This is a genomic window from Magnetovibrio blakemorei (assembly GCF_001746755.1).
GTDB classification, from domain to species: domain Bacteria; phylum Pseudomonadota; class Alphaproteobacteria; order Rhodospirillales; family Magnetovibrionaceae; genus Magnetovibrio; species Magnetovibrio blakemorei.
On the sequence record NZ_MCGG01000012.1, the window covers coordinates 1 to 22,348 of the forward strand.

Here is a 22,348-nt window from a genome sequence, read left to right on the forward strand (position 1 = left end):
TTAACCGCCCCCTGGATTGTTGATGGCCCCATGAACGCTGATATCTTCGCGCATTACATCGAAACACAACTCGCTCCGACCTTGAGCAAAGGGGACGTTGTTGTTCTCGACAATCTCTCAGCGCACAAATGTGACAGCGCCAAGCAGGCGGTTGAAAAACGAGGGGCCTGGCTCTTATTCCTGCCGCCATATTCGCCTGATTTTAACCCCATAGAACTGGCGTTCTCAAAATTTAAGTCTCATATGAAACGCCTGAAACCTCGTACAATCGATGACCTGTGGAAGACGGCTGGAAAAGTTTGCGACCTGTTCAAGCCAGATGAATGCCGCAACTTCTTTGCCGCAGATGGTTATGCGTCAAAATAACCCGGAAATGATCTAGTTTTTCAATGGTTTCCTGTTTTTGATCGGAAGCCATTTTTTTGTTGTCAGGTTCTTGTCAGCTTCGCGGTGCACATTCCACTTCATACCACCGATATGTACTTATCAACGCATAAGTTTTTGAAGGTATCGATGGTCAAAAGATTGAATGTGCGCTTTAGCGAAGTGAAAGTTTGAGCCAATCCGCGTTAGTTTGAGGTGAAGACCTAAGTTTGATGATTTCTATCCAAAAAATTACGACTTACGCATTGGGCTTTTGTGTTTCTGGCGTGTTGATGGTGACGACGTTGAGCGCAGGATCGGCCAAGGATAGATCTGATCCGGAAGTTGCTGCTGTTGCCCCCGTTTATTTGCAGTTGGAAATCACCAGTGCCTGCACCGACGATGGGGCTGTCTTTAAGGTGATCAACCGCGGTGTGAAATGGCCTAAGTCTGGATATCTCAGGCTATATTACGCTGACGATAAGTCTGTGTTGGGGGAAAGAAAATTGCGTTTGGCCCCGGGGCAGAAGGTGTCCTTTAACGTGACAAAAGACATCATGGCAGGTCATCCGGTCGCTATATGGGTTGAACCGGAATGGTACGAACGTGAAATGGAATACGACGCGACCATCGATTGTAATTGATGTCGCACAGAGGAATTTAGAGTTTCCACGGCCTCTCTCATTGTCTGGCGCCCCATAGGGGTCGTGGATTATGCCATCGGGTACCTAGCGTGGGCCGCAAAGTGCCCGGTGGCAAACCATTATAAAACCGTGGATGAATTTCATCCACGGTTTTTTGCGTTTGCACAGCGTTAGGCTTATTCTGCCTTGATTTTGCGGGCAAGGCTTGCGCTTTGCGGATATGCAACCGATCTTATGAAGATGACCTTTATGCGCGACACCCCCTTACGCCTTGCGGTCTTTGATTGCGACGGCACCTTGGTTGACAGCCAGCATTCCATCGTTGCATCCATGCACGCGGCGTTTGCTCATCATGGCTTTGACCTGCCGAGTGCCGAAACCGTACGCCGGGTGGTGGGATTGCCGTTGGACGTGGCCATTCGTCGGCTGGCACCGGATGTGGATGAAGCGTTTTCTTTAGAAGTCAGCGAAACCTATAAAGCCTCTTTTTTCCAATTGCGCCAAGCGGGGGGTGTTGTTGAGCCGCTGTTTGACGGCATTGAGGCGGTGCTGGACAGTCTGGACAAAGCCGGGTGGTTGATGGGCGTGGCAACGGGGAAGTCGCAACGTGGGTTGGTGGCGACCCTCAATCAGCACAATTTGCTCAGGCGCTTTGTCACCCATCAAACCGCTGACATTGCTCAAGGCAAGCCTCATCCCGATATGATGTTCAAGGCCATGACCGAAACCGGGGTCCTGGCCCTACACACTGTGATGATCGGCGACACCACCTTCGATATTGAAATGGCGAAAAATGCCGGTGTTCAATCGATCGGTGTGGCGTGGGGCTATCACGAACGCACTGAATTGCTCGACGCTGGGGCGACCTGCGTGGTGAGCACCGCAGATGAATTGACCGAGGCCGTGTTGGCGATGGCTCAAGATTGAGCAAAGGGAAAGATTCGCAATGAAAGTAGCGATTAAAATCATCGGCGCATTGGCAGTGCTTGGCATCGCCATCGTCGTCGCCATCGCCTCTATTTTGACGTCCATGGACTACGGGCGTTTCAAAAGCAATTTGGCCGAACTGGTGCAAGACGCCACCGGGCGCGAATTGGTGATTACAGGAGATGTGGACCTCGCATGGTCCTTGAACCCAACCTTGAGCGTGACCGATGTGACCTTGGCGAACGCACCTTGGGCCCGGGCGGCGGATGGCGCGTCAAATGCGCCCCTCATCAAGCTTGCCCGTCTGGATGCTAAAATTTCCCTCAGACCGTTGTTGTCGGGGCGTTTGGACATCAGTTATATCGTTTTGGACGGGGTCGATATTGTGTTGCAAACCGATGGCTTTGGTAAAGCCAACTGGGAGTTCACGCCCCCAGAAAAACCAGCGGAGGCTCAAGAAAAAAGCCTCGCCATGCAAGGTGTTGATGCGCTCAGTCAAAAACTTGTGTTCACCCCGGATGTGCGCGATGTGCGGCTGCGCAATGTGCGTGTGACGTATAAGGATGGGGCCAGTGGGGCGCAAATCCATACCGATTTGTCGCGCGCCGATTTCACCGCCGAGGGTTTTGAAAACGCAATCCATGGTGTCGTCGATGCCGTTTATAACACCGTGGATGTTAAGGCCGAGGTCGAGTTGGGATCGCTGGCTCAGTTGATTGGAGAAGGCGGGGCCGCTTTTCCCGTTAAGGCGAAAATCAGTGCCCCGTACCTCAGTGCCGACATCATCGGTACGGTCGACCAGCCGAGTGCCGGAATGGCTGTGAATGCGCGCCTCCAGTTAAAGGCCAATGACAGCACAACGCTTTCTCAGCTGCTGGGGATGGAGCTGCCCGAACTGGGCATGGCGACGGTGCTCAGTTCCGTCTCTGGGTCCGGCACGTCGTACAGCTTCAAGGGTGTTGATGTGCAACTTGGCAACAGCGATTTTGCCGGCAATGTCGATGTGCGTTTGGATGGCGTGCGGCCGCAGGTGACGGCGGACTTGACCTCGTCCTTGTTGGACGTCAACGCCCTGTTGGGGATTGCCCCCGCACACGCTGAAACGGGGCCGGAACTGGAACGGGTGTTCACCACCGATCCCTTTGACCTGAGTATGCTGAGTATCGTAGATGCCGACGTGAGCTTGACGGCCAAACGCATTACCGTCAAAGAACTGGCGTTGACCAAGACAAATTTAAAAGCCCACCTTAAAGACGGTACGTTGGACGTGTCATCCTTGGCGTTGACCTTGGATGAGGGTCGCCTCTTGGCACGCGGGCGTGTTGATCAATCCGGTAAAGTGCCCTCTATCTCTGTGCATGCCTCCATGCGCGGTCTGGATGCGGGCAAGATCGCGGCGATGATCGGTCAAGGGCGCATCGTGACGATGGACCTGGACGGTGAAGTGGACGTGCAGGGGACGGGTGCCAGCACCCAAGCGTTGGCCGCGACGGCAACGGGGTATGTCAACCTGATCGGTCGCGACGGGCAAATCAATGACAAGGCGTTCACCGACTTAACCTCAGGCATCGGCAGCATTTTTCCGTGGGTGTCGAACAAAGACGCCAACCAGATTTCGTGTTTTGTCGCCAAATGGCCGTTGGACAAGGGCAATGCCGTGGCCCAAGCCGTGATGTTGGACACCAGCGGGGTGAATGTCCAAGTGACGGGCAATGTGGATTTGCCGGGTGAACTGCTGCACTTGACGGTGTTCACCAAAGCGAAGAAGGTCAGCTTGTCCAGCTTTGCGGTTCCCATACGGGTCAAGGGCGCGTTGCTGAAACCGCGCATTGACGTGAACCCTGGCGAAGCAGTGGTCGACACCGTGGGTGGGGTTGCCTTGGCACCGGCCAAACTTGTTGCCGGCTTGTTGGTCGATGCCCTCAGCTTATTTGCCAGTGAGGAAGCCCTCAAGGCCGCAGCTCTTAAAAACGATCCTTGCATCAATGCGCTGAGTGAGAGTAAGACCTCTTCACCTGCAAAGCATAAAAGCCCAGAAAAACCTCTGCCGGCCGCAAAAGATAAGCCCGAACCCAAACGTGAGCCTCAACCCAGTTCAGATCCAAGCAAGTCATCTGGTGATCCACAAAAGGATCTTAAAAAAGTGGGTGATGCGCTGAAAAAAATATTCTAGGAACACCATGGCCAAACGGTTTTACAAACAGGTGAGCTGCGTTGAGGCGGAGGGCGGTTACGGCGTGCAGTTGGACGGTCGCGCCATCAAGACCCCTGCCGGAAGCCCGTTGGTCATTCCCCATCGCAAATTGGCTGAGGCCATAGCCGCCGAATGGGATGCTCAAGTTGAAGACATCACCCCCCAGTCTATGCCCCTGATGCAGCTCAGTGCCACGGCCCTGGACCGGGTGCCCACCGTGCGTGACGGCTTGATCGAAGGGGTGCTGCGCTACGCCGATACGGATTTGCTGTGCTACCGCGCCGAACATCCCGACGATCTGGTCCGCAAACAGGCCGCAGCGTGGCAGCCGTTGCTCGATTGGTCGGCGGCTGAGCTGGGGGCTACGTTTGCTGTGGCTGCGGGCATCGTGCCCGTCGCCCAAGACCCAAGCGTCCATCCCGCCTTGCGGGCGCATCTGACGGCGTTGGACGATTGGACCTTAACGGCGGTGGCGGAACTGGTGGGGATTTCTGGATCAATCGTGGTCGGTCTGGCGGTGCATAAAGGCCGCTTGGACGCCGATGGGGCGCTTGAAGTCTGCCATCTTGACGAAGACTATCAGATTGAGCGCTGGGGCAAAGACGAAGAAGCCCTCACCCGGCGCAAAAACATCGCCATAGACATCCACAACGCAACCCGGTTTATGCAGCTGCTGGGATAGGCTATTCTTTGTTTATTCCTTCCTAAGGACGAAGAGGAATAAGCCGATGCTTGAGCTGCGCCCAAACTGTGAATGCTGTGATGTTGATCTGCCGCCCGACAGCGTTGAGGCACGCATTTGCACCTACGAGTGCACATTTTGCGCCCCGTGCGCGGAACAAAAACTCCACAACATTTGCCCCAATTGCGGAGGCAATCTGGTCGTGCGCCCGATCCGCCCCGCCGCAAAGTTGGAAAAAGATCCGGCTTCAAAAATACGCGTGCTTAAGCCAAAAGGCTGCGCATAAATCCAATCGGATGCTCTGCTCAGTGCTGGTGTGCGTCATGGCAGACCCTTTCAATTCACAGTGAATGTACCTATCACACTTTTGATCTCAATTGTATTACGGTCACCGATAACGGCGTGTCATGGTTTCAGACGTGGTGGGCGACGGCTATGAAGCGTATTTTATTGAAATCATATCGGGTGGAGGAAAGTCTGGGGTTGTATTAGGTCCTGACCCTAAACATTGGTCTGGTTTTTCATGTATGTAACAGCTACGTTGGGAATGTATTTTTTTCTTCATTCCTCGTCTTTTTATCGCGGGGGACATGTCAGCCAATCTGCACTTTATGGACCTCAAGCGTGCACGTTTACGAACCAGAAAAATTTTCTATAGTAGCGGTATGTAACAGCCCAGCTCTAAGCCGGGCGACCGAGATCATGTTCAAGGCTTTGGGATTTGCCAAGGTTGATGTCGTGACGACCAATGAACTCAGCCATCAAGCACCACAATTGAACCCAACGTTTATCATTTTTTCGCCGGAGTATCTCACTCTACCGGTTGAGGAGATGATCGCGTGCGGTTACCCAAGCAAAAGTAAAATTGGGGGGGCTAAAAGCCTAACCGTCATCTTTTTGAGACAAAAAAAAGCAGAAACCGTTATTCAATCTAAGGAAATGGGTTTTGATGGCATTATTTTTGCCGACGACACCATGGAGCGCCTCCACGCAGGTTTAAGAACGGTATACGAAACAAAGGGTCATCTTTTTTAGAAGAGGAGTGGTTGTTGTGACTGATATTGTGGCGCGCTTGAAGAATGTTAACGACAGGAGCCTGATCATGCAGGTTGTCCGCGATTGCATGGACGCTGCACACACCATTGAAGAACTCCGCGCTGAACTTGACAGTAAGTCCGAAGAGCTTCGCTCTGAACTTGCCAGCGAGATCGAAGGCCTTCACGTCGAACTTAATGGCAAGTCCGCCGCTTTGAAAAATATTATGGACATCATCCACAATGAAAACCGCGCTACCCAGGAACGGGCAAAAGCGCACACTGAGCCGAAATAAAAAGATAGCCTCGATATTTTCAGCTGAAACAGTTCTGTTTTCTGATGTGAGGCTCTCCCAGACCCTCTCAACGTTTTCCATCCAGCGTTTCATATCTGCAGTGTGTCACCGCAAAGGCGACGCGGTGGGGCAGAACCGTTGTTGTGGGCGGGGGGCTTGGTGTTAAAGCCAATTGGGTGGCGGCAGGTCTTGGTCAGCGATATTGAGAGCATCTTTTTTGTAGATCAGCAAGTTCAACGGGAACCCCGCTGAGAGGTTCGAGCAGCGTGCCGTGGAATCCATCAACAGCAGCGGCGATCTGCGTTACTGTGCCGATCCACTCGCTTGAGTGACGCGCAAGCTGACGGATAAACTTTCTTCCCCGCCGCCGCGCCGCACACCGCGCACCGGCGAGGCCTCCTGGTAATCCAGACCGACGCCTACGCGCACGTAATGGTCCGTTGCCGAAACGCAGTTGGCAACGTCAAAAGCGACCCAGCCCAATTCCGGCACCAAAGCTTCCGCCCAGGCGTGGGAGGCATCGCTGATTTCACCGGTGTCAGAACTCAACAAATAGCCTGACACATAACGCGCCGGAATGGACAGCGAACGGGCCCCGGCGATGAACACATGGGCATGGTCTTGACACACGCCCGCGCCGTTGGCCAGCGCTTCGATGGCGGTGGTCATGGCATGGGTTTCGCCGGTCTTGAACGCAATCGATTCATTCAACGAGGCCATAAAGCGGTGCAAGACTTTTAAGGTGTCGGTGTCGTCGCCTTGCGCGGCGCGGGCCAAGGCACGGATCGCGCCGTCGGGTTTGGTCTGGTGCGTTTCGCGCAGATAAAACATCGGCGGGAAGGGTTCCGTGGTGCCCGAAACGACCCCGTTGGTGTCAACGGTATCGACGGTGCCGTGGACCCGAATGCGCACTTCGTCGTGGGGGCGGTCAATCACCATGGTGTGGGTGACGTTGCCGAAACTGTCGGTGAAGGCATGCAGTGCACCGGCCTTGGGAACTTCCACAAACCAAGAACGCACCACTTGGCCATCAAACTGCTGAGGTGTCATACGCAGGCTTTGAATGGAATAACTGATGGGCTCGTCGTAACTGTAGACGGTCTCGTGATCGATGGTGATGTGCATCTGAGCTTCGTCTTCCCTCTAAATAACATTGGCCTATAAATAAAAATGAAAGTTGTCGGATATTTCCGCGCCTAAGGTGTCGTTGCGCTCAATAAACGCGGTCAGGTATTCGTGAAGGCCGTTTTGATAGATGTCTTCGACCTTGCTGTAATCCAGTTCCGCGTGCAGGCGTCCGGCCAAGCGTTGGCAGTCGTATCGACGGCCGTGCAAGTTGGCGATGTCGCCCAAAAAGCGGTTCACTTGGGACAGGGAATAAACCAATGAGCGCGGCATTTCTTTGCGCAAAATCAGCAGTTCGGCAACCTTCCACGGATGGATGGTGTCCCTGAAAATCCAGTGATACGAACCCAGCGCTGAAACCGAACGCAGCACCGTCGCCCATTGGTAATAATCCACCGAGCCGCCGATGTCTTGACCGCTTGGCAGCAACACGTGAAACTTCACATCAAGGATGCGCGCGGTGTTGTCTGCGCGTTCCAAAAAGGCCCCCAGATTGATGAAGTAAAAAGCTTCATCGCGCAACATGGTGCCCAGCATTGCGCCGCGAAACATGGTCGAGCGGGTTTTCACCCAATCCAAAAAGCCCAGCAGGTTGTCGCTTTTCAGCGACTTGAGCCATTGACCGTTGAATTCCAACCAGGTGTCGTTGAGGCTTTCCCACATCTCCGACGTCAGCGCCGTGCGCACCGCGCGGGCGTTGGTGCGGGCGGTCTTGAGACACGAATGGATGGAAGACGGGTTTTCGTCGTCTAGGCCAATATAGCTGATGACGGTATCTAAATTGGCGACACCATGCTTTTCGATCAAGCCTTCTTCGCACGCCGCGGTGACGGCGGACGACGGCCATTCGTTGCGCATGCCGCCGGCTTCCAGGTCAGGCATCTGGCTCATGCGATAGCCGACCTCGATGATGCGCGCCAAGTTCTCAGCGCGTTCCATATAACGCCCCATCCAATAGAGGCTTGCGGCTGTGCGACTAAGCATGTGCGCCACCATTTTTGGACGAGCCGTCTTCCAAAACCCAAGTGTCTTTGGTGCCGCCGCCTTGAGATGAGTTCACCACCAAGGACCCCGATTGCATGGCCACCCGCGTGAGCCCGCCCGGAACCAAGCGTACCTTGTCGGCACCAACCAAAACGAACGGTCTTAAGTCCAGGTGGCGGGGCGCGTAGCCGTCCGCCACAAAGGTTGGGCAGGTGGACAGCGCCAAAGTCGGCTGGGCGATGAATTCGGCAGGATTGGCTTGGATGCGCAAGGCATATGCGGCACGCTCATCGGGGGTCGCTTTGGGGCCCACCAACATGCCATAGCCGCCGGACCCGGCAACTTCCTTGACCACCAATTCATCTAAGTGGTCCATCACGTATTTGTAGTCGTCGTCCTCGGCGCACCAATAGGTGGGCACGTTTTTCAATAGCGGCTCTTCGCCCAAATAAAAGCGGATCATTTCGGGCACGTACATATAGATGGCTTTGTCGTCGGCAATGCCGCCGCCGACCGCGTTGGCGAGCGTCACGCCCCCGGCGCGGTACACGTTCATAATGCCCGGCACGCCCAAGGAACTGTCAGCGCGAAACGCCAGCGGGTCCAAAAAGTCATCGTCGATACGGCGATAAATTACGTCCACGCGTTTCGGCCCGCCGGTGGTGCGCATGAACACGGCGTTGTCCTTGACGAACAAGTCCTGGCCTTCGACCAACTCCACGCCCATTTTGTCGGCCAGAAAGGTGTGTTCGTAATAAGCCGAGTTATAGAGCCCCGGCGACAGTACCGCCACGGTGGGTTCTCCGTCACAGGTTTTGGGGGCGACAGATTGCAGACTGGCCAGCAGTTCTTCGGGGTAGCGATCCACCGGAGCGACTTGATGGCGACCGAACAAGTCGGGGAACAGGCGCATCATCACTTCGCGGTTTTGCAGCATGTACGATACCCCCGATGGGGTGCGGGTGTTGTCTTCCAAGACATAAAATTCTTCCGGCCCGGTGCGCACCAAATCGATGCCCGCGATGTGGGTGTAAATGCCACTCGGCACATCGACGCCACGCATTTCGGGCAAGTAGGCCTTGTTTTGCAGCACCAGGCGTTCGGGGATTTTGCCCGCTTGAATGATATTTCGATCGTGATAAACGTCGTGCAGGAACATATTCAACGCCTTGACGCGTTGCTCCAAGCCTTTGGACAAAAATGTCCATTCACTGGCCAGCAAAATGCGCGGCACGATATCAAAGGGGATCAAGCGTTCCGGGTCGCCGCCTTCACCGTAAACGGCAAAGGTGATGCCGATGCGCCGAAACAAGGCTTCGGCTTCGGTTTGGCGAATTTTCAGCATATCGCGCGGCGCTTGCACCATCCACTCAGCCAGTTGCTCCATCCCCTTTCTGGGGCGGCCGTCAGGCTGGACCAGTTCGTCAAAAAACACGGGCTGGGCTGGTGTATCTTGAACCTTATCGCTCATGCAGGGCAGTCTCCTGGTCGTTGGCGCACCTGAAAACCTGCAAGCCGCGTGCCATATCCCCCCAGCGCTGAAGAGGGCTGGAACAGAGACATTTTAGACGCATTCCAGTGCGGCGCAGCAAAAATATGCTCAACCCTTAATCAGGCCAGCGCAAACTGCCCATCATTTCATCAAAGAGACGTGGATTTAGGATCGGACGGCTGGTCTTCCACTTGATGGCGAAAAATCAGCGGCAGTTGGGTGAGGCTGAAGACAATGGTCAGCGGCATGATGCCAAAGACCTTGAAGCTTACCCACATGTCGGTGGTTTGGGTGCGCCAGACGACTTCGTTGATGATGGCCAACACCACAAAGAACCACGCCCATCGCCACGTCAATTTACGCCAGCCCTCGTCGTCCAGCGACAAGGCCGTGTCCAACACGGACTTCAGATAGCTTTTTTGAAACGCCAAGCCGCCGAACAGCACCAGCGCAAACAGGGTGTTGACGATGGTGGGTTTGAGCTTGATGAATATTTCATCTTCCAGGTACAGCGTCAGCCCGCCAAAAATCATCACCACAACACCTGTGACCAGCGGCAGAGTTGGTATATGCTTGAGCTTGAAATAGGAAAAGCCCAGGGTGAGCACGATGGCCACCATAAAGGTTGCCGTCGCCGCAAAGATGCCCAGTTTCGCGTTTACCACGAAAAACACCAGCAGCGGACCTACTTCTAAGATGAGTTTAAGAGCTTGATTCATGGCGTGCTTATAACAAGCTCCAAGAGATGAGGAAAGTTTTGTGTGCTTTTTGCCTTGCACAATTGTTTTCGCAGGTGCAAAAAAACGGTTACACCGTATAAACATGGCTTGTCAGAGAGACAACGGGGAAAACCAGTGCAAGAAATCATTCAAGAACTTGATAACCGTCGTAAGCAGGCCCGCCTTGGGGGCGGCCAGCGGCGCATTGATACCCAGCATGCCAAGGGCAAGCTGACCGCGCGCGAACGTATTGAGCTGTTGCTCGATCCCGGTACTTTTGAAGAGTGGGATATGTTCGTCGAACACAACTGCGTCGATTTCGGCATGGAAAAGCAATCCATCCCCGGCGACGGCGTGGTGACGGGTTACGGCACCATCAATGGCCGTTTGATTTTTGTCTTCAGCCAAGATTTCACCGTGTTCGGCGGCTCGTTGAGCCAGACCCATGCGGACAAAATCTGCAAGATCATGGATCAAGCCTTGAAGGTCGGCGCCCCGGTGATCGGCCTTAACGACAGTGGTGGCGCGCGCATTCAAGAAGGCATCGACAGCCTTGCGGGTTATGCCGATGTGTTCCAGCGCAATGTCATGGCGTCGGGCGTGATCCCGCAAATTTCCGTCATTATGGGGCCGTGCGCGGGTGGGGCGGTGTATTCACCAGCCATGACCGACTTCATTTTTATGGTTGAAGACACGTCCTATATGTTCGTCACCGGACCGGACGTGGTGAAAACCGTGACCCATGAAGAAGTCACCCAAGAAGATCTGGGCGGCGCGTCGGCGCACACGGTCAAATCCGGCGTGGCCCACAACGGCTTTCCCAACGATGCCGAAGCGCTGCTTTACCTGCGTCGGTTTATCGATTTCTTGCCCGCCAACAACCGCGAAAAGCCCCCGGTGCGACCCACTGCGGACTTTTCCGATCGGGTGGAAATGTCGCTGGACACCTTGATTCCTGACAACCCCAACAAGCCCTACGATATGAAGGAGCTTATCGAAAAGGTTGTCGATGAAGGGGACTTCTTTGAGCTGATGCCCAAGTATGCGGGCAACATCTTGATCGGTTTTGCGCGCATGGAAGGTTCAACGGTCGGTATCGTCGCCAACCAGCCGATGGTTTTGGCGGGCTGTCTCGACATCAACAGCTCCATCAAAGCGGCGCGGTTCGTGCGTTATTGCGATGCGTTTAACATTCCCATCGTGACCTTTGTCGACGTGCCCGGCTTCTTGCCCGGCACCAGCCAAGAGCACGGCGGCATCATCACCCACGGGGCGAAGCTGTTGTACGCTTTCGCAGAAGCCACGGTGCCGAAAGTCACCGTGATCACGCGCAAAGCCTATGGCGGTGCGTATGACGTGATGAGTTCCAAGCATTTGCGGGGCGACGTCAATTTGGCGTGGCCGACGGCGGAAATTGCGGTCATGGGGCCAAAGGGCGCGGTGGAAATCATTTTCCGCGCCGACATGGGCGACAAGGACAAGATTGCCGCGCGCACCGAAGAATATCGCAAAGCTTTTGCCAACCCGTTTGTTGCGGGTAAACGGGGCTTTATCGACGACGTGATCATGCCGCACAACACCCGTACACGGATCACCCGTTCGCTGCGCATGCTTAAGGACAAAAAAGTCGAAAATCCATGGAAAAAGCACGGTAATATTCCGCTTTAAGCGGACCTGAATGGCCTGGGGAGGCGATGCATGGCGACCAACGATAAAAAATACGAAGAGAGTCTGAAGGCACTGGGGCAGTTCGGCGCCATGGTGGTGGTCTTTTTTGTCGCCATTTATTTGGCGATCTATCTGAACATCACCTACAGCCCGGATGCACCCTGGTTCATCATCGTGATCATCGTTGGCGGCTATTATATCGTTCCCAAAGCAAAATCCGTGATGTCGATGTTTGACGACAAACAGCCAAAATGAAAATTTGCGCGCCCATGTGGCGCCGCGATAAGAATTGAGAAGGGATCTCCCACATGTCTGCCCAAAAGACCGTGAAAAAGGCAGTTAAGTCACCCGCCGCGAAGCCTGCAGCTGCCAAACCTGCAGCCGCGAAAAAAGCGCCGGCAAAAAAGGCTGCTGCGCCCAAAGCTGCTGCGGTTAAAGCACCTGCTAAAAAGGCCCCTGCTAAAAAGACTTCGGCTAAAGCGCCTGCCAAAAAAGCGCCCGCCAAAAAAGCACCTGTACGGGCGAAGATGTTTAAGAAAATCCTCATCGCCAACCGTGGCGAGATCGCGTGTCGGGTCATCAAGACGGCGAAGAAAATGGGCATCAAGACCGTGGCGGTGTATTCCGAAGCGGACCGGGATGCGCTTCACGTTTTGCAAGCCGACGAAGCCTACTGCATCGGACCGGCGTCCTCTGCGGAAAGCTATTTGCGCATTGATAAAATCATTGAGGTCATCAAAAAATCCAAGGCCGAAGCGGTTCATCCGGGTTATGGATTTTTGTCCGAAAATGCTGAGTTTTGTCGCCAGTTAAGTCGCATCGGCGTGGCCTTTATCGGCCCCAACGAATTGGCCATCAAGGCCATGGGCGACAAGATTGAATCCAAAAAGCTGGCCGACAAAGCGGGCGTGACGACGGTGCCGGGTTACACCAAGGCGCTGACGGATTACGCCGAAGCCAAAAAGGTCGCCAAAGACGTCGGTTATCCGGTGATGCTGAAGGCCTCGGCCGGCGGCGGCGGCAAGGGCATGCGTGTGTGCGAAAACGATGCTGAGCTGAAAGACGCGTTTGTATCCACCGTGCGCGAAGCCAAGTCGAGCTTTGGTGATGACCGGGTGTTCATCGAAAAATTCATCGTTAACCCGCGCCACATCGAAATTCAGGTGATTGCCGATACCCATGGCACCATTTTGTATTTGGGCGAGCGTGAATGTTCGATCCAGCGTCGCCATCAAAAGGTGATCGAAGAAGCCCCAAGCCCGTTGCTGGACGAAGCCACCCGCAAAGCCATGGGCGAAGAAGCCGTGGCCTTGGCGCGCGCCGTGCAATACGTATCTGCGGGTACGGTTGAATTCATCGTCGATCAGCAAAAGAATTTTTACTTCTTGGAAATGAATACCCGCTTGCAGGTTGAGCATCCGGTCACCGAAATGGTCACCGGGCTGGATTTGGTGGAGCTGATGATCCGCGTAGCGGCGGGCGAAAAACTGCCGTTGGCGCAAGACGACGTGAAACTGAACGGCTGGGCCATGGAATCGCGCGTGTACGCCGAAGACCCCTTCCGCAACTTCTTGCCCTCCATCGGCCGTTTGACACGTTACCGTGCGCCGGTTGGCGAAGGCGTGCGTGTCGATACCGGCGTCTATGAAGGCGGCGAAATCTCCATGCACTACGATCCCATGATCGCCAAGTTGATCACCTATGGGGCTGATCGCGATTTGGCCATCAAAGCCATGCGTCAAGCCCTGGACGGGTATTACATTCGTGGTGTGCAGCACAACATTGCGTTTTTGTCGGCCTTGATGAACCACACCCGCTTTGTCGAAGGGCGTTTGTCCACGGGCTTTATCGCCGAAGAATACCCAGACGGCTTCCATGCCTCCGATGTGATCCACGACGATCCGTCCATCCTGGTCGCCGTGGCGGTGTCGATGCACTATGCCTATCAAGACCGTGCGGCGTGCATTTCCGGCCAGCAAGGTGGCCACGAACGTGAAGTCTCGTTTGAATGGACGGCGCTGTTGGGCAAAATCGCCGTGCCGGTGATGATTACGGAAGTTTATGACGGCTTTGACGTCAACATCGACGCCGCGGGTTTCACCAAAAAGACCGTTGAAGTGCGCACCGATTGGGAATTGGGCGAGCCGGTGTTTGTCGGCACGGTCAACGGTCAAGACGTGATCATTCAGTGCGACCGTCTGGCGGTGGGCTATCGCTTGCTGCATGCGGGTACCCAGGCTGACATTCGGGTGTTGTCGGCGCGGGCGGCGGAACTCTATTTGTTGATGCCGGAAAAATTGCCGCCCGATACCTCGAAACTGCTGATGTCGCCGATGCCAGGCTTGTTGCTGTCGGTTTCCGTCCAAGCGGGGCAAGAGGTCAAGGCGGGCGAAGAGCTGGCGGTGATTGAAGCCATGAAAATGGAAAACGTGCTGCGTGCCACTCAGGACGGCGTGATCAACGAAGTTTCCGCCAAAGCGGGCGACAGCTTGGCGGTCGATCAGGTGATTTTGACGTTTACGTAAAGGATTGCTGAAGGACCTAAATGACGGACGAGGGCAAACCAGACAATATCTTGCCTTTTCGCAAGCCGACGCCACAGCGGCCTCGACGTGATCGTGTCCGTCATCACCAGGGCCCCAAGCTGCAATTTCAGCATCACGACAAGGTGGTGAGGCTGCACGTGCGCGGCCTTGTGCAAAACGACGTCTTTGTGCGTTGGCTGGTGGAACTGGCCACGGCGTTGCACTTGGACGGCTGGGCGCGGTCCGGCGCGGATGAGACCTCTGACAAGTCCATGGACATCTTGTTGGCGGGTGAAGAGGGCGACGTGCGCCAAATGCTGGAGCTGTTGCGCGAAGGCCCCCGCCCGGTGGACATGCTGTTGGTCGAAGAAGTGGTGCTCAAAGGCAATGAACCCATGTGGTCTGGCTTTCACCACCTTTCGCCCAGTGGCGCTTAATACCGTGGAGCTTAACCTCATATGACAGCGTCCATAAAATCCGTTCACGTGATCATTTCTGGGCGTGTGCAAGGCGTATGGTTTCGCGCCTGGACACAAAAGAAGGCGATGGCCTTGGGTTTGACGGGGTGGGTTAAAAACCGCCCCGACGGTAAAGTCGAAGCTCTGTTCAGCGGCCCCACTGACCAAGTCGAAACCATGCTCAAAAATTGCCAAAAAGGCCCGCCCTTGGCACGTGTCGACAGCATCGAGCAAAGCCCCGCAGACGCCCCCGAAAGCTCAGAGTTTTCCCTGCTGCGTCCCGACTAAGCCAATCAAGTTACAACTGTCATTGCTTGCCCCCAAAAGGGGGGCGGCAATCCAGGGTGTGGTGCGGGATTGGACGTGTGACGCTACGGTCTCAACGTTTCCGCTTCTGCCATGACGGCGTGGGGTGTTGAGGGGGGAGCAGGTTGTTTTGGTTTGAGTATGATGTAAGGCACTACTCCGCCAACAAAGCGATCCCGATCTTTGTATCTGAAAAGCGGTGGGGCGTGGTCGCCGACGATCATGACAGTGGTCGGGCGGCTCGTATTGGTCAACGCAATCTGAATTGCGCCTTTAAATGACTCAGTCCAATAATCAGCCATAATGCATACTTGGTTGTCGCGTTGGAGGCCATACTTGGTGCATGGAAATGCACTATTGAGCGTGTTGGAGCGGCGCGATGGAAAATGGGAGTTTAAGGTTAACCAGTATGCGAATGTCTTGACGCTTGCCTTTTCCAGGTCGTGAGCAATCCATGGGGCAATTTGATAATCACACAATCCATGAAATGTCGAACCACACGTTTTTACGTCTTCGGTCGAACGCAACGCCAATTGCCTTGCGAAAAAAGATTGATTAAATCCAACTTTTGGATACCACGCAGAGCGTTCGAAAAAATTTGACACATAACCATGATACGATTTCGTATTGTATCCCATTTGCCCGAGCACCGTCGGTAAACACTTGAGTGTATCGACTTCATCGTCAAGAACGTCCAGATAGGAGGATTTACTGGCGCAAAGCTCACGCATTTCAGCTGCCGTCGTTGACCCGTAATAGGGTACCCGCCCTTGCTCAACGTCGAATTTATCTTTTAGGGCCGCAGCGTTAAACACGCTGAATAACTGCGCGGAAAGCGCTGGATCCTTAAATTGGCCGAGGCTTTCGACAATTACGAGCACAAAATTTTGGTCGGGTTGAGCCAGCGCTTTATTAACAATCCCGCTTTCAAGAACGACGCTCGTGAACGGCATGTCTTCGTCGATAGATGGTTTGGCGATGGCCTCAGATTGTGAGTATTGATACCAGCTAAAACCAGCCAAGATTGCGGCGGTTAATATGATATCGCGCCTGCTGCCGGGGTTGACGTTAAGTGATGAATAAATAAATGCCGTTACCGAAATAGCGATCACGATGATGAAGGCTGCATATGGGGCATATGCCATGAAATCAAGGTGAACAATCATGGGAAGAGATGCAAAGATTTCTTCCGCACGTAGACCAAAAAATTTTATGGCAATGAGTAATAATTCCGCCAGGAGCAAAATTACGTACCCTCCATAGAATACCCACTTAAAAATATGTCGCGAATGGCTTGAAATCCGCACATATGGTAACAGGCATAATGATATAAATGTGAATGCGATATAAAACGATGATGTGGGGTGATAAGGAATCCACATAAAATAAGACAAGACGATTAAAGGCAGATTTGACAAGACAAACCAAATCAGCAAATTCAATGTTAGGTGGCGAATTGTGGGAAGTATCCGCAACAATATTTCTCCTTCTGAATATGAAAATATTTGTTTGATTGCTTATGTTTAATGGTTTTATGGTGGTGATGGATTTAAATGCCTATCTCGTGATATTTTTTAGCATTCCTATTTAATTTCTTTTATAAGATGTCGTGCGTCTTGGCGCTTCCGTTTTCCGTAAGGTGTTTTGTTTTTCTTACTTCCGATGGCAACTCAATTAAGAAAATACACTTTTTTAACAAAGTTCATGAATATTAATCGGCATTGGATTGTATGTTGAATGTGCTATCATGAGTAGTTTATGGTACAATTCTGATAACATGTGCCGTGAGATTTTAAAACAATTAATGTTTTCTATGATTGTGCTCGCAAAGGTTTGTATGCTGCTTTTTAATAACAAGTTGCGTGCACGTCTTGCTTCGCTTTAGAAGTTAAGTTTCAATCGCCATTTTGAGCCATTAAAGGGCGTGGGGCGAGGAGCGGATTTCTTTTTTGTGCGCTGCAGCAAAACTTCGCTTTACATTAGTAAAACCTAATATATAATTCGCGCATCATCCACAATGTAGAGTGACCTTAAAATGAGCACGGATCTGGAATTTGCGATCGTCAATATTGCCCGTTTGATCGAAGACGGTCATGAGCTTGAAGCGATGGAAGAAGCCATGGTAGTTTGTGATGACTTGAAGAGCCAAGGTTTGAATGAGGATACTCAGGCTATCCATGCTCAAATGAGCGAATTCAGCGATTTTTTGATGGCGTCTTAATGCTGTTTTGAAGTTCGTTTTGGTGCGGGGCTATTCAGGACTTTTAGCTCGATTGAGCGTTTGTCTGGATGGCTTCGTCGCTAAAGCTCCTCGCCATAACGGTGGAGAGAGCGGGGGACTTTGTCCTTATGTCTTACCCGTAAAGATAAACGCCTTTGCGCTGCCGTCTCCGCCGGGTTTGGTGTAGCGCTTGACCACAGAATTTTGGGGAAAGACCAAACTGGCAGTGGTGCCAAGGCCGGGGGTCGAGTCCATTTTCAGCAGGCCGCCGTGCAGGTCCATCATCAACTTGACCAGCGGCAGGCCAAGGCCGGTTCCGGGTTCGTGTTGAACATCGGGACCCCGTCGCAGTTGACCAAAAGGTTCCATGGCGACGAGCAAATCATCGTCGCTCATGCCGTTGCCGTGGTCTTGGATGGATATGCTCAGTCCGCCCTGTGATGTGGTCTTTGCGGTGAGGTGCACCGGGTGCCCCTTCGGGGAGAATTTAATGGCGTTGGACAGCAGGTTCACCATGCATTGCACGACCCGACGGCGATCGACGCGCAGCTCGGGAATGCCGTCATGGATAAGGCTCTCAACCTGCACATCGTAGGTGTCTTGCAGACCGGCTGTCAGGCGTTCGGACTGCTCGAATAAATCTTTGACGGCAACGACATCAAGCTCCAATTCGATTTTGTTGGCTTCGGCCTTTGACAAATCAAGAATGTCGTTGATGAGGTCCAAAAGGTGCTTGCCGCTTTTCTCAATGTCTTCGGCGTACTCTTTGTACTTGGCCGATAAAGGCCCCATGATTTCTTGTTCCATCATGCCGGAAAACCCGATGATGCCGGTGAGCGGCGTGCGCAGTTCGTGGCTCATGTTGGCCAAGAACGCAGACTTGGCCTTGCTGGCGTCCTCGGCGATTGCTTCCGCGGTGCGGGCTTGAGCCAGCAGTTTGCGAATTTGCAGACTTTCAATCACCAACATCACCACCATGACCATCGCGGCGGCAAAAATAAGAATGACGGAATATTCCAAAATTTTGGTGCGGTTGGTGATGTTTTGGCGATGGTCTGCTTCGTTGGAGTTGGTGTTGGACACCTGTAGCGAAGCGAGGCGGTCAAGGCGCGCAGAAAAGGGGTTTAAGGCGTCGTGAATGATGGCCATCTGAACATCGTCACCAGGTTTTAAGTTCACAAGGATGGGATCAAGCCTGGACATCGTGTTTTGCAAATCGATGATGGTGTCGTTGATGTTTGCAATGGTGCGCAGATGGGCCGTATCGTCAGAGTTTAAGATGGGCGGGATGCGGCTCCAGAGTGCGGAAAATTGCATCAAGACCTTGTCGTGAGTTAGCCCCTCATCTGCGTGCGCATACATATGCAACATATGCAGCGTGCGTTCCACGTCAAGCGCCACTTGAGACAACACCCAGACGTCAGACTGCGCACGATCAACTTCGTGATTTTGACGTTCGGTCAGGCTGGAAAACCCGGTCATCGTGAACAGGGCGATGCCAACGAACAACGCCAATGTCAGGGGCAAAATGAGGATCAGTTTGCGGTCCATGTTCACTTTTGTTTACGCTCTCAACCCGCGATTGCCCATTCAAAATTAGGATTCGATTATCGTACGCAGGAATTGTGGCCGCGTCCATCTGCCATCATTTTGGCACTGGGGCCTCAACCTGAGCCAGAAACTGAGCGGCGTCAATGTCTTGGATGTGACGCTTGAAAACAGCTTCAAAGGTTTGACGCAAGACCGTATCGACGTCGCCTAAGGTGGCTTCAACGTGCAAGTCGGCAAGCGAAGTCACACCGTGTTCGGAAATGCCGCACGGTACGATGGAACTGAAGTGGCTTAAGTCCGGATTGACGTTGAGTGCCAAGCCGTGAAAGCTGACCCACTTGCGCACCCTCACGCCGATGGCGCCGATTTTCGCTTCCGTGCCGATGTGCTGAGGATCGGCCACCCAGATGCCGACCCGCCCATCGCGGCGCTCGCCAGCCACGTCAAAGGCGGCCAGGGTGCGGATCATCACCTCTTCCAATTTTTGCACAAAAGCGCGCACGTCGCTGCCATGATGCTTGAGATCCAGCAACACATAGGCCACCCGCTGGCCGGGGCCGTGATAGGTGTATTGGCCACCGCGTCCGGCCTCGTAAACGGGGAAACGCTCAGCGTCCAACAGGTCGTTCGCCTTGGCGCTGGTGCCTGCGGTGTACAGCGGCGGGTGCTGCAAAAGCCATACGATTTCCGGCTTTGAGCCGTCGCGGATCTCTGCAACGCGTGTTTCCATGAAGTCGAGGGCCTCGCCATAGTCCACCAAGGCCTCGGAAACACACCATTCGACCGTTGGTAAAGCCTTGTTTTCCGCCATTGTTAAATCTCGTTTGGGCTTTTATTTCTCTGTGCTTGATTGAAGCGACAGTATTTGCTATTCCCCCCGCAGGCAACGCCTCGTTTAAGGTGTTGTGTCACGAAAAACTTTATGCGGTCGTGGCGGAATTGGTAGACGCGCAGCGTTGAGGTCGCTGTGAACGCAAGTTCGTGGAAGTTCGAGTCTTCTCGACCGCACCAAGTTTAAAAAAGCTCGCCCTTCGGGGCGGGCTTTTTTGTTTGCTGAGGCTTCAATGTGAGCTGCAACATGTCAATGTTTTGGCAGTCTATACAAAGATGTTGTTTCAACTTAAAGATTTATATATTACTCTTGTACATCAAGGTTTTTGTTTGCTTAAGTTTCATACCTAAAAAGTTGATGGTGTTTTTATGCGTGTACTCATTATTGATGATGAAGAACTGGCGCGCTTTGCAATACGTGAAATTCTTGAAAATGCTCATTATGATGTTGAAGAAGCCGAAAATGGCCGTATTGGTGTCAAAAAACAGGTTGAGACCCCATTTGATTTGATCATCACAGATCTGATTATGCCTGAGAAAGAGGGCATTGAGACAATTATCGAGCTCAAAAGTATGTTTCCGAACTTAAAGATTATTGCCATTTCAGGTGGCGGACGTTCGCGGAATATGGACTTCCTTGAAATGTCAGAAAGATTCGGCGCTAATCAAGTCCTCGCGAAACCCTTTACAGAACAGCAACTCTTAGAGACTATAAAAACAACGCTAAATTCTTAAGTTGTTTTGGTCAGCGCCGAGCTTATGCGGTGCCCATGATGGTGCTGCTCAGGTGAACTGTAGGGCCTCTTCATCAAACGGAGCTTGATCCCTGATTGACGGGCCTGTCCGGGAGTCAGGCGCATGTGCTGAATATTATTATATTCATCTGATCTTCATTCCGCTAAAATTTGGCTGCGTATTTGGTTCTGGATAAGAGTAAGACCTATTGCAGCGATTTTTCAGCCACATTCTCACTCAATCCATCTTAGCCTGCTTGACATATTACGGTTTAGCGCAACTGGCCATTTCGACGACGATCATGCCCGAAGGCATCGCGATTTTCTGGCCCCCCAATGCGGTGATTGTGGCCGCCTTAATTCTTTCAAGGCCTCGGCATTGGATCTGGTTCGTCGGTGCGGGCATAATTGGTGAGTTTTTGGCCGATTTTGGACATTTTCCAATTTGGCAGATCGCTGGCTTCGCTTTGGTCAACGCGCTAGAGGCGACATTAACGGCATTTTTTATTCGCTTTGTTCTGCTGCGCGGCAAGTCATACAAAGACATCTCCATTGATCTGTCTCTTGGTATGGTCGGGGTTTTTCTTTTTGTCTCTCCACCAATCGCCGCTTTGTGCGGTGCGGCCATTTATGAATTGGGCGATGAGAGTATATCGTATTGGGCGTTTTGGCGCGTTTGGTGGTTTGGGGATGCAATCGGGTTGCTTCTCATAACACCATTCTTGTTGGCGTGGCTCACGAGGGACGAGAGAGCCTTGATTCATTGGCGCACGCAATTTTTTGAAATTGTGGCAAGCGCGGCTGCTACCCTGTTGCTGAGTGCCGTTGTCTTTTTATCTCCTGCCTCATGGCCGTACTGGACAGGGATGCCATCACTCTTGCTCCCGCTCATAGCATATTTAGCGATACGATTTGGTCAACGTGGGGCAACCGCAGCGTTGGTGGTGATTGCCTTCACGGCTGCTTTTGGGGCAACCAATGAACTTGGTGCGTTTACTCATATCGGAACTCAAGCGGAAACCGTGGTGGCCATGCAAGAGTTTTTGCTGACTGCCGCCATACTTGCCTTCTTTCTGTCCACGTCGTTTCGTCAGCTTTCCATTGCCATATTTGATTTGAAACGCGAGCGCGCTTTGCTTGAGGAAAGGGTGCGTGAACGAACGCAATCCCTAAGCGATGCAAAAGTACGGGCCGAAATATTGGCGCACACAGATGTCCTGACGGACATCAACAATCGTCGGTCATTTATCGAAAAGGGTGAGTACATCAACAAGCAAGCAAAGCGGTTTGGTCAGTCGTACTCCATTATCATGTTAGATGTAGACCGTTTTAAAGACGTCAATGACACGTATGGCCATGAAATGGGCGATGCAGCTCTTACCCTGATTGGCAATATTATAAAGGATACCATCCGCACGGTTGATATTGCGGGTCGGATTGGTGGTGAGGAATTTGCAATTTGTTTGCCGGACACCAAGAGTGAGTTTGCAGTTGTTCTTGCGGAACGTCTGAGAACCATCATTTCTGAAACCCCGGTCATCGCTCATGGCCAAACGGTTTTCTTGACCATTAGCTTGGGCGTCAGCACTTACAG

At 52.9% G+C, this 22,348-nt stretch carries 23 protein-coding genes and 1 tRNA gene; 17 read left to right on the forward strand and 7 right to left on the reverse strand.

The features are described 5' to 3' along the window. From BEN30_RS04220 to BEN30_RS04255, 8 genes are all read left to right on the forward strand, one after another. The coding region (locus BEN30_RS04220) for a transposase (RefSeq protein ID WP_069957100.1) at nucleotides 1-366 on the forward strand (366 nt) is incomplete at its 5' end. Between the two features lie 230 nt (nucleotides 367-596). After that, nucleotides 597-1,007 carry a hypothetical protein gene (locus BEN30_RS04225; RefSeq protein WP_069957101.1) on the forward strand — a complete coding sequence of 137 codons (411 nt, stop codon included), beginning with the start codon at nucleotides 597-599 and terminating at the stop codon, nucleotides 1,005-1,007. A 249-nt stretch (nucleotides 1,008-1,256) separates the two neighbouring features. Continuing rightward, complete coding sequence (locus BEN30_RS04230) at nucleotides 1,257-1,934, forward strand: HAD-IA family hydrolase (protein WP_069957119.1); 678 nt, start codon at nucleotides 1,257-1,259, stop codon at nucleotides 1,932-1,934. 19 nt (nucleotides 1,935-1,953) lie between these two features. Further along, nucleotides 1,954-4,107 carry an AsmA family protein gene (locus BEN30_RS04235; RefSeq protein WP_069957102.1) on the forward strand — a complete coding sequence of 718 codons (2,154 nt, stop codon included), beginning with the start codon at nucleotides 1,954-1,956 and terminating at the stop codon, nucleotides 4,105-4,107. Nucleotides 4,108-4,114: 7 nt separating this feature from the next. Then, on the forward strand, nucleotides 4,115-4,810 hold the full coding sequence (locus BEN30_RS04240) for an ATP12 family chaperone protein (protein ID WP_069957103.1): 696 nt from the start codon (nucleotides 4,115-4,117) through the stop codon (nucleotides 4,808-4,810). A 46-nt stretch (nucleotides 4,811-4,856) separates the two neighbouring features. Next, entirely contained in the window at nucleotides 4,857-5,096 is a 240-nt protein-coding gene (locus tag BEN30_RS04245) for a DUF1272 domain-containing protein (RefSeq protein WP_069957104.1), read from the forward strand. Between the two features lie 338 nt (nucleotides 5,097-5,434). Continuing rightward, nucleotides 5,435-5,845, forward strand: a complete 411-nt coding sequence (locus BEN30_RS04250; RefSeq protein WP_069957105.1) for a hypothetical protein — start codon at nucleotides 5,435-5,437, stop codon at nucleotides 5,843-5,845. A 16-nt stretch (nucleotides 5,846-5,861) separates the two neighbouring features. Next, nucleotides 5,862-6,140, forward strand: a complete 279-nt coding sequence (locus BEN30_RS04255; protein ID WP_139134838.1) for a hypothetical protein — start codon at nucleotides 5,862-5,864, stop codon at nucleotides 6,138-6,140. Between the two features lie 303 nt (nucleotides 6,141-6,443). Here BEN30_RS04255 and BEN30_RS04260 read toward each other — a convergent pair whose 3' ends face one another. The 4 genes from BEN30_RS04260 to BEN30_RS04275 form a co-directional block, all read right to left on the reverse strand. Continuing rightward, nucleotides 6,444-7,265: a transglutaminase family protein gene (locus BEN30_RS04260; RefSeq protein ID WP_069957107.1), complete on the reverse strand. Its 822-nt coding sequence runs from the start codon at nucleotides 7,263-7,265 to the stop codon at nucleotides 6,444-6,446. A 33-nt stretch (nucleotides 7,266-7,298) separates the two neighbouring features. Next, the gene (locus BEN30_RS04265) at nucleotides 7,299-8,249 is read right to left on the reverse strand and encodes an alpha-E domain-containing protein (protein ID WP_069957120.1); all 951 of its coding nucleotides are present in this window, start codon (nucleotides 8,247-8,249) and stop codon (nucleotides 7,299-7,301) included. Then, a complete protein-coding gene (locus BEN30_RS04270) occupies nucleotides 8,242-9,720 on the reverse strand; it encodes a circularly permuted type 2 ATP-grasp protein (RefSeq protein WP_069957108.1) in 1,479 nt (492 codons plus the stop codon). Before BEN30_RS04270 ends, BEN30_RS04265 begins: the two co-directional genes overlap by 8 nt. Before the next feature lie 170 nt (nucleotides 9,721-9,890). Beyond that, complete coding sequence (locus BEN30_RS04275) at nucleotides 9,891-10,460, reverse strand: septation protein A (RefSeq protein WP_069957109.1); 570 nt, start codon at nucleotides 10,458-10,460, stop codon at nucleotides 9,891-9,893. A 135-nt stretch (nucleotides 10,461-10,595) separates the two neighbouring features. Here BEN30_RS04275 and BEN30_RS04280 point away from each other — a divergent pair, with 135 nt between their 5' ends. The 5 genes from BEN30_RS04280 (at nucleotide 10,596) to BEN30_RS04300 (ending at nucleotide 15,399) form a co-directional block, all read left to right on the forward strand. After that, nucleotides 10,596-12,128: an acyl-CoA carboxylase subunit beta gene (locus BEN30_RS04280; protein WP_069957110.1), complete on the forward strand. Its 1,533-nt coding sequence runs from the start codon at nucleotides 10,596-10,598 to the stop codon at nucleotides 12,126-12,128. 30 nt (nucleotides 12,129-12,158) lie between these two features. Further along, nucleotides 12,159-12,383 (forward strand): hypothetical protein, encoded by a 225-nt coding sequence (locus BEN30_RS04285; RefSeq protein WP_069957111.1) that lies wholly within the window; start codon nucleotides 12,159-12,161, stop codon nucleotides 12,381-12,383. A gap of 272 nt (nucleotides 12,384-12,655) precedes the next feature. After that, nucleotides 12,656-14,653 carry an acetyl-CoA carboxylase biotin carboxylase subunit gene (locus BEN30_RS04290; RefSeq protein ID WP_069957121.1) on the forward strand — a complete coding sequence of 666 codons (1,998 nt, stop codon included), beginning with the start codon at nucleotides 12,656-12,658 and terminating at the stop codon, nucleotides 14,651-14,653. Between the two features lie 20 nt (nucleotides 14,654-14,673). After that, the gene (locus BEN30_RS04295) at nucleotides 14,674-15,090 is read left to right on the forward strand and encodes an acylphosphatase (RefSeq protein ID WP_069957112.1); all 417 of its coding nucleotides are present in this window, start codon (nucleotides 14,674-14,676) and stop codon (nucleotides 15,088-15,090) included. A 33-nt stretch (nucleotides 15,091-15,123) separates the two neighbouring features. Beyond that, a complete protein-coding gene (locus BEN30_RS04300; RefSeq protein WP_069957122.1) occupies nucleotides 15,124-15,399 on the forward strand; it encodes an acylphosphatase in 276 nt (91 codons plus the stop codon). Nucleotides 15,400-15,482: 83 nt separating this feature from the next. On the opposite strand, the gene BEN30_RS04305 is transcribed toward BEN30_RS04300, so the two are convergent. Further along, nucleotides 15,483-16,661, reverse strand: coding sequence for a sulfatase-like hydrolase/transferase (locus BEN30_RS04305; protein ID WP_069957113.1), 1,179 nt, complete (start codon nucleotides 16,659-16,661; stop codon nucleotides 15,483-15,485). 791 nt (nucleotides 16,662-17,452) lie between these two features. Between BEN30_RS04305 and BEN30_RS04310 the strand changes: the two genes are divergently transcribed. Then, complete coding sequence (locus BEN30_RS04310) at nucleotides 17,453-17,638, forward strand: hypothetical protein (protein WP_069957114.1); 186 nt, start codon at nucleotides 17,453-17,455, stop codon at nucleotides 17,636-17,638. Between the two features lie 126 nt (nucleotides 17,639-17,764). On the opposite strand, the gene BEN30_RS04315 is transcribed toward BEN30_RS04310, so the two are convergent. Both BEN30_RS04315 and lipB read right to left on the reverse strand, forming a co-directional pair. Further along, a complete protein-coding gene (locus tag BEN30_RS04315; protein WP_139134842.1) occupies nucleotides 17,765-19,189 on the reverse strand; it encodes a sensor histidine kinase in 1,425 nt (474 codons plus the stop codon). Nucleotides 19,190-19,283: 94 nt separating this feature from the next. Further along, nucleotides 19,284-20,000 carry a lipoyl(octanoyl) transferase LipB gene (gene lipB, locus BEN30_RS04320; protein WP_069957116.1) on the reverse strand — a complete coding sequence of 239 codons (717 nt, stop codon included), beginning with the start codon at nucleotides 19,998-20,000 and terminating at the stop codon, nucleotides 19,284-19,286. A 113-nt stretch (nucleotides 20,001-20,113) separates the two neighbouring features. Between lipB and BEN30_RS04325 the strand changes: the two genes are divergently transcribed. From BEN30_RS04325 to BEN30_RS04335, 3 genes are all read left to right on the forward strand, one after another. Next, nucleotides 20,114-20,200, forward strand: a tRNA-Leu gene (locus BEN30_RS04325). A gap of 189 nt (nucleotides 20,201-20,389) precedes the next feature. Beyond that, the gene (locus BEN30_RS04330) at nucleotides 20,390-20,755 is read left to right on the forward strand and encodes a response regulator (protein WP_069957117.1); all 366 of its coding nucleotides are present in this window, start codon (nucleotides 20,390-20,392) and stop codon (nucleotides 20,753-20,755) included. Between the two features lie 208 nt (nucleotides 20,756-20,963). Then, nucleotides 20,964-22,348 (forward strand): sensor domain-containing diguanylate cyclase (locus BEN30_RS04335; protein WP_139134843.1); only part of this gene is annotated, 1,385 nt, incomplete at its 3' end.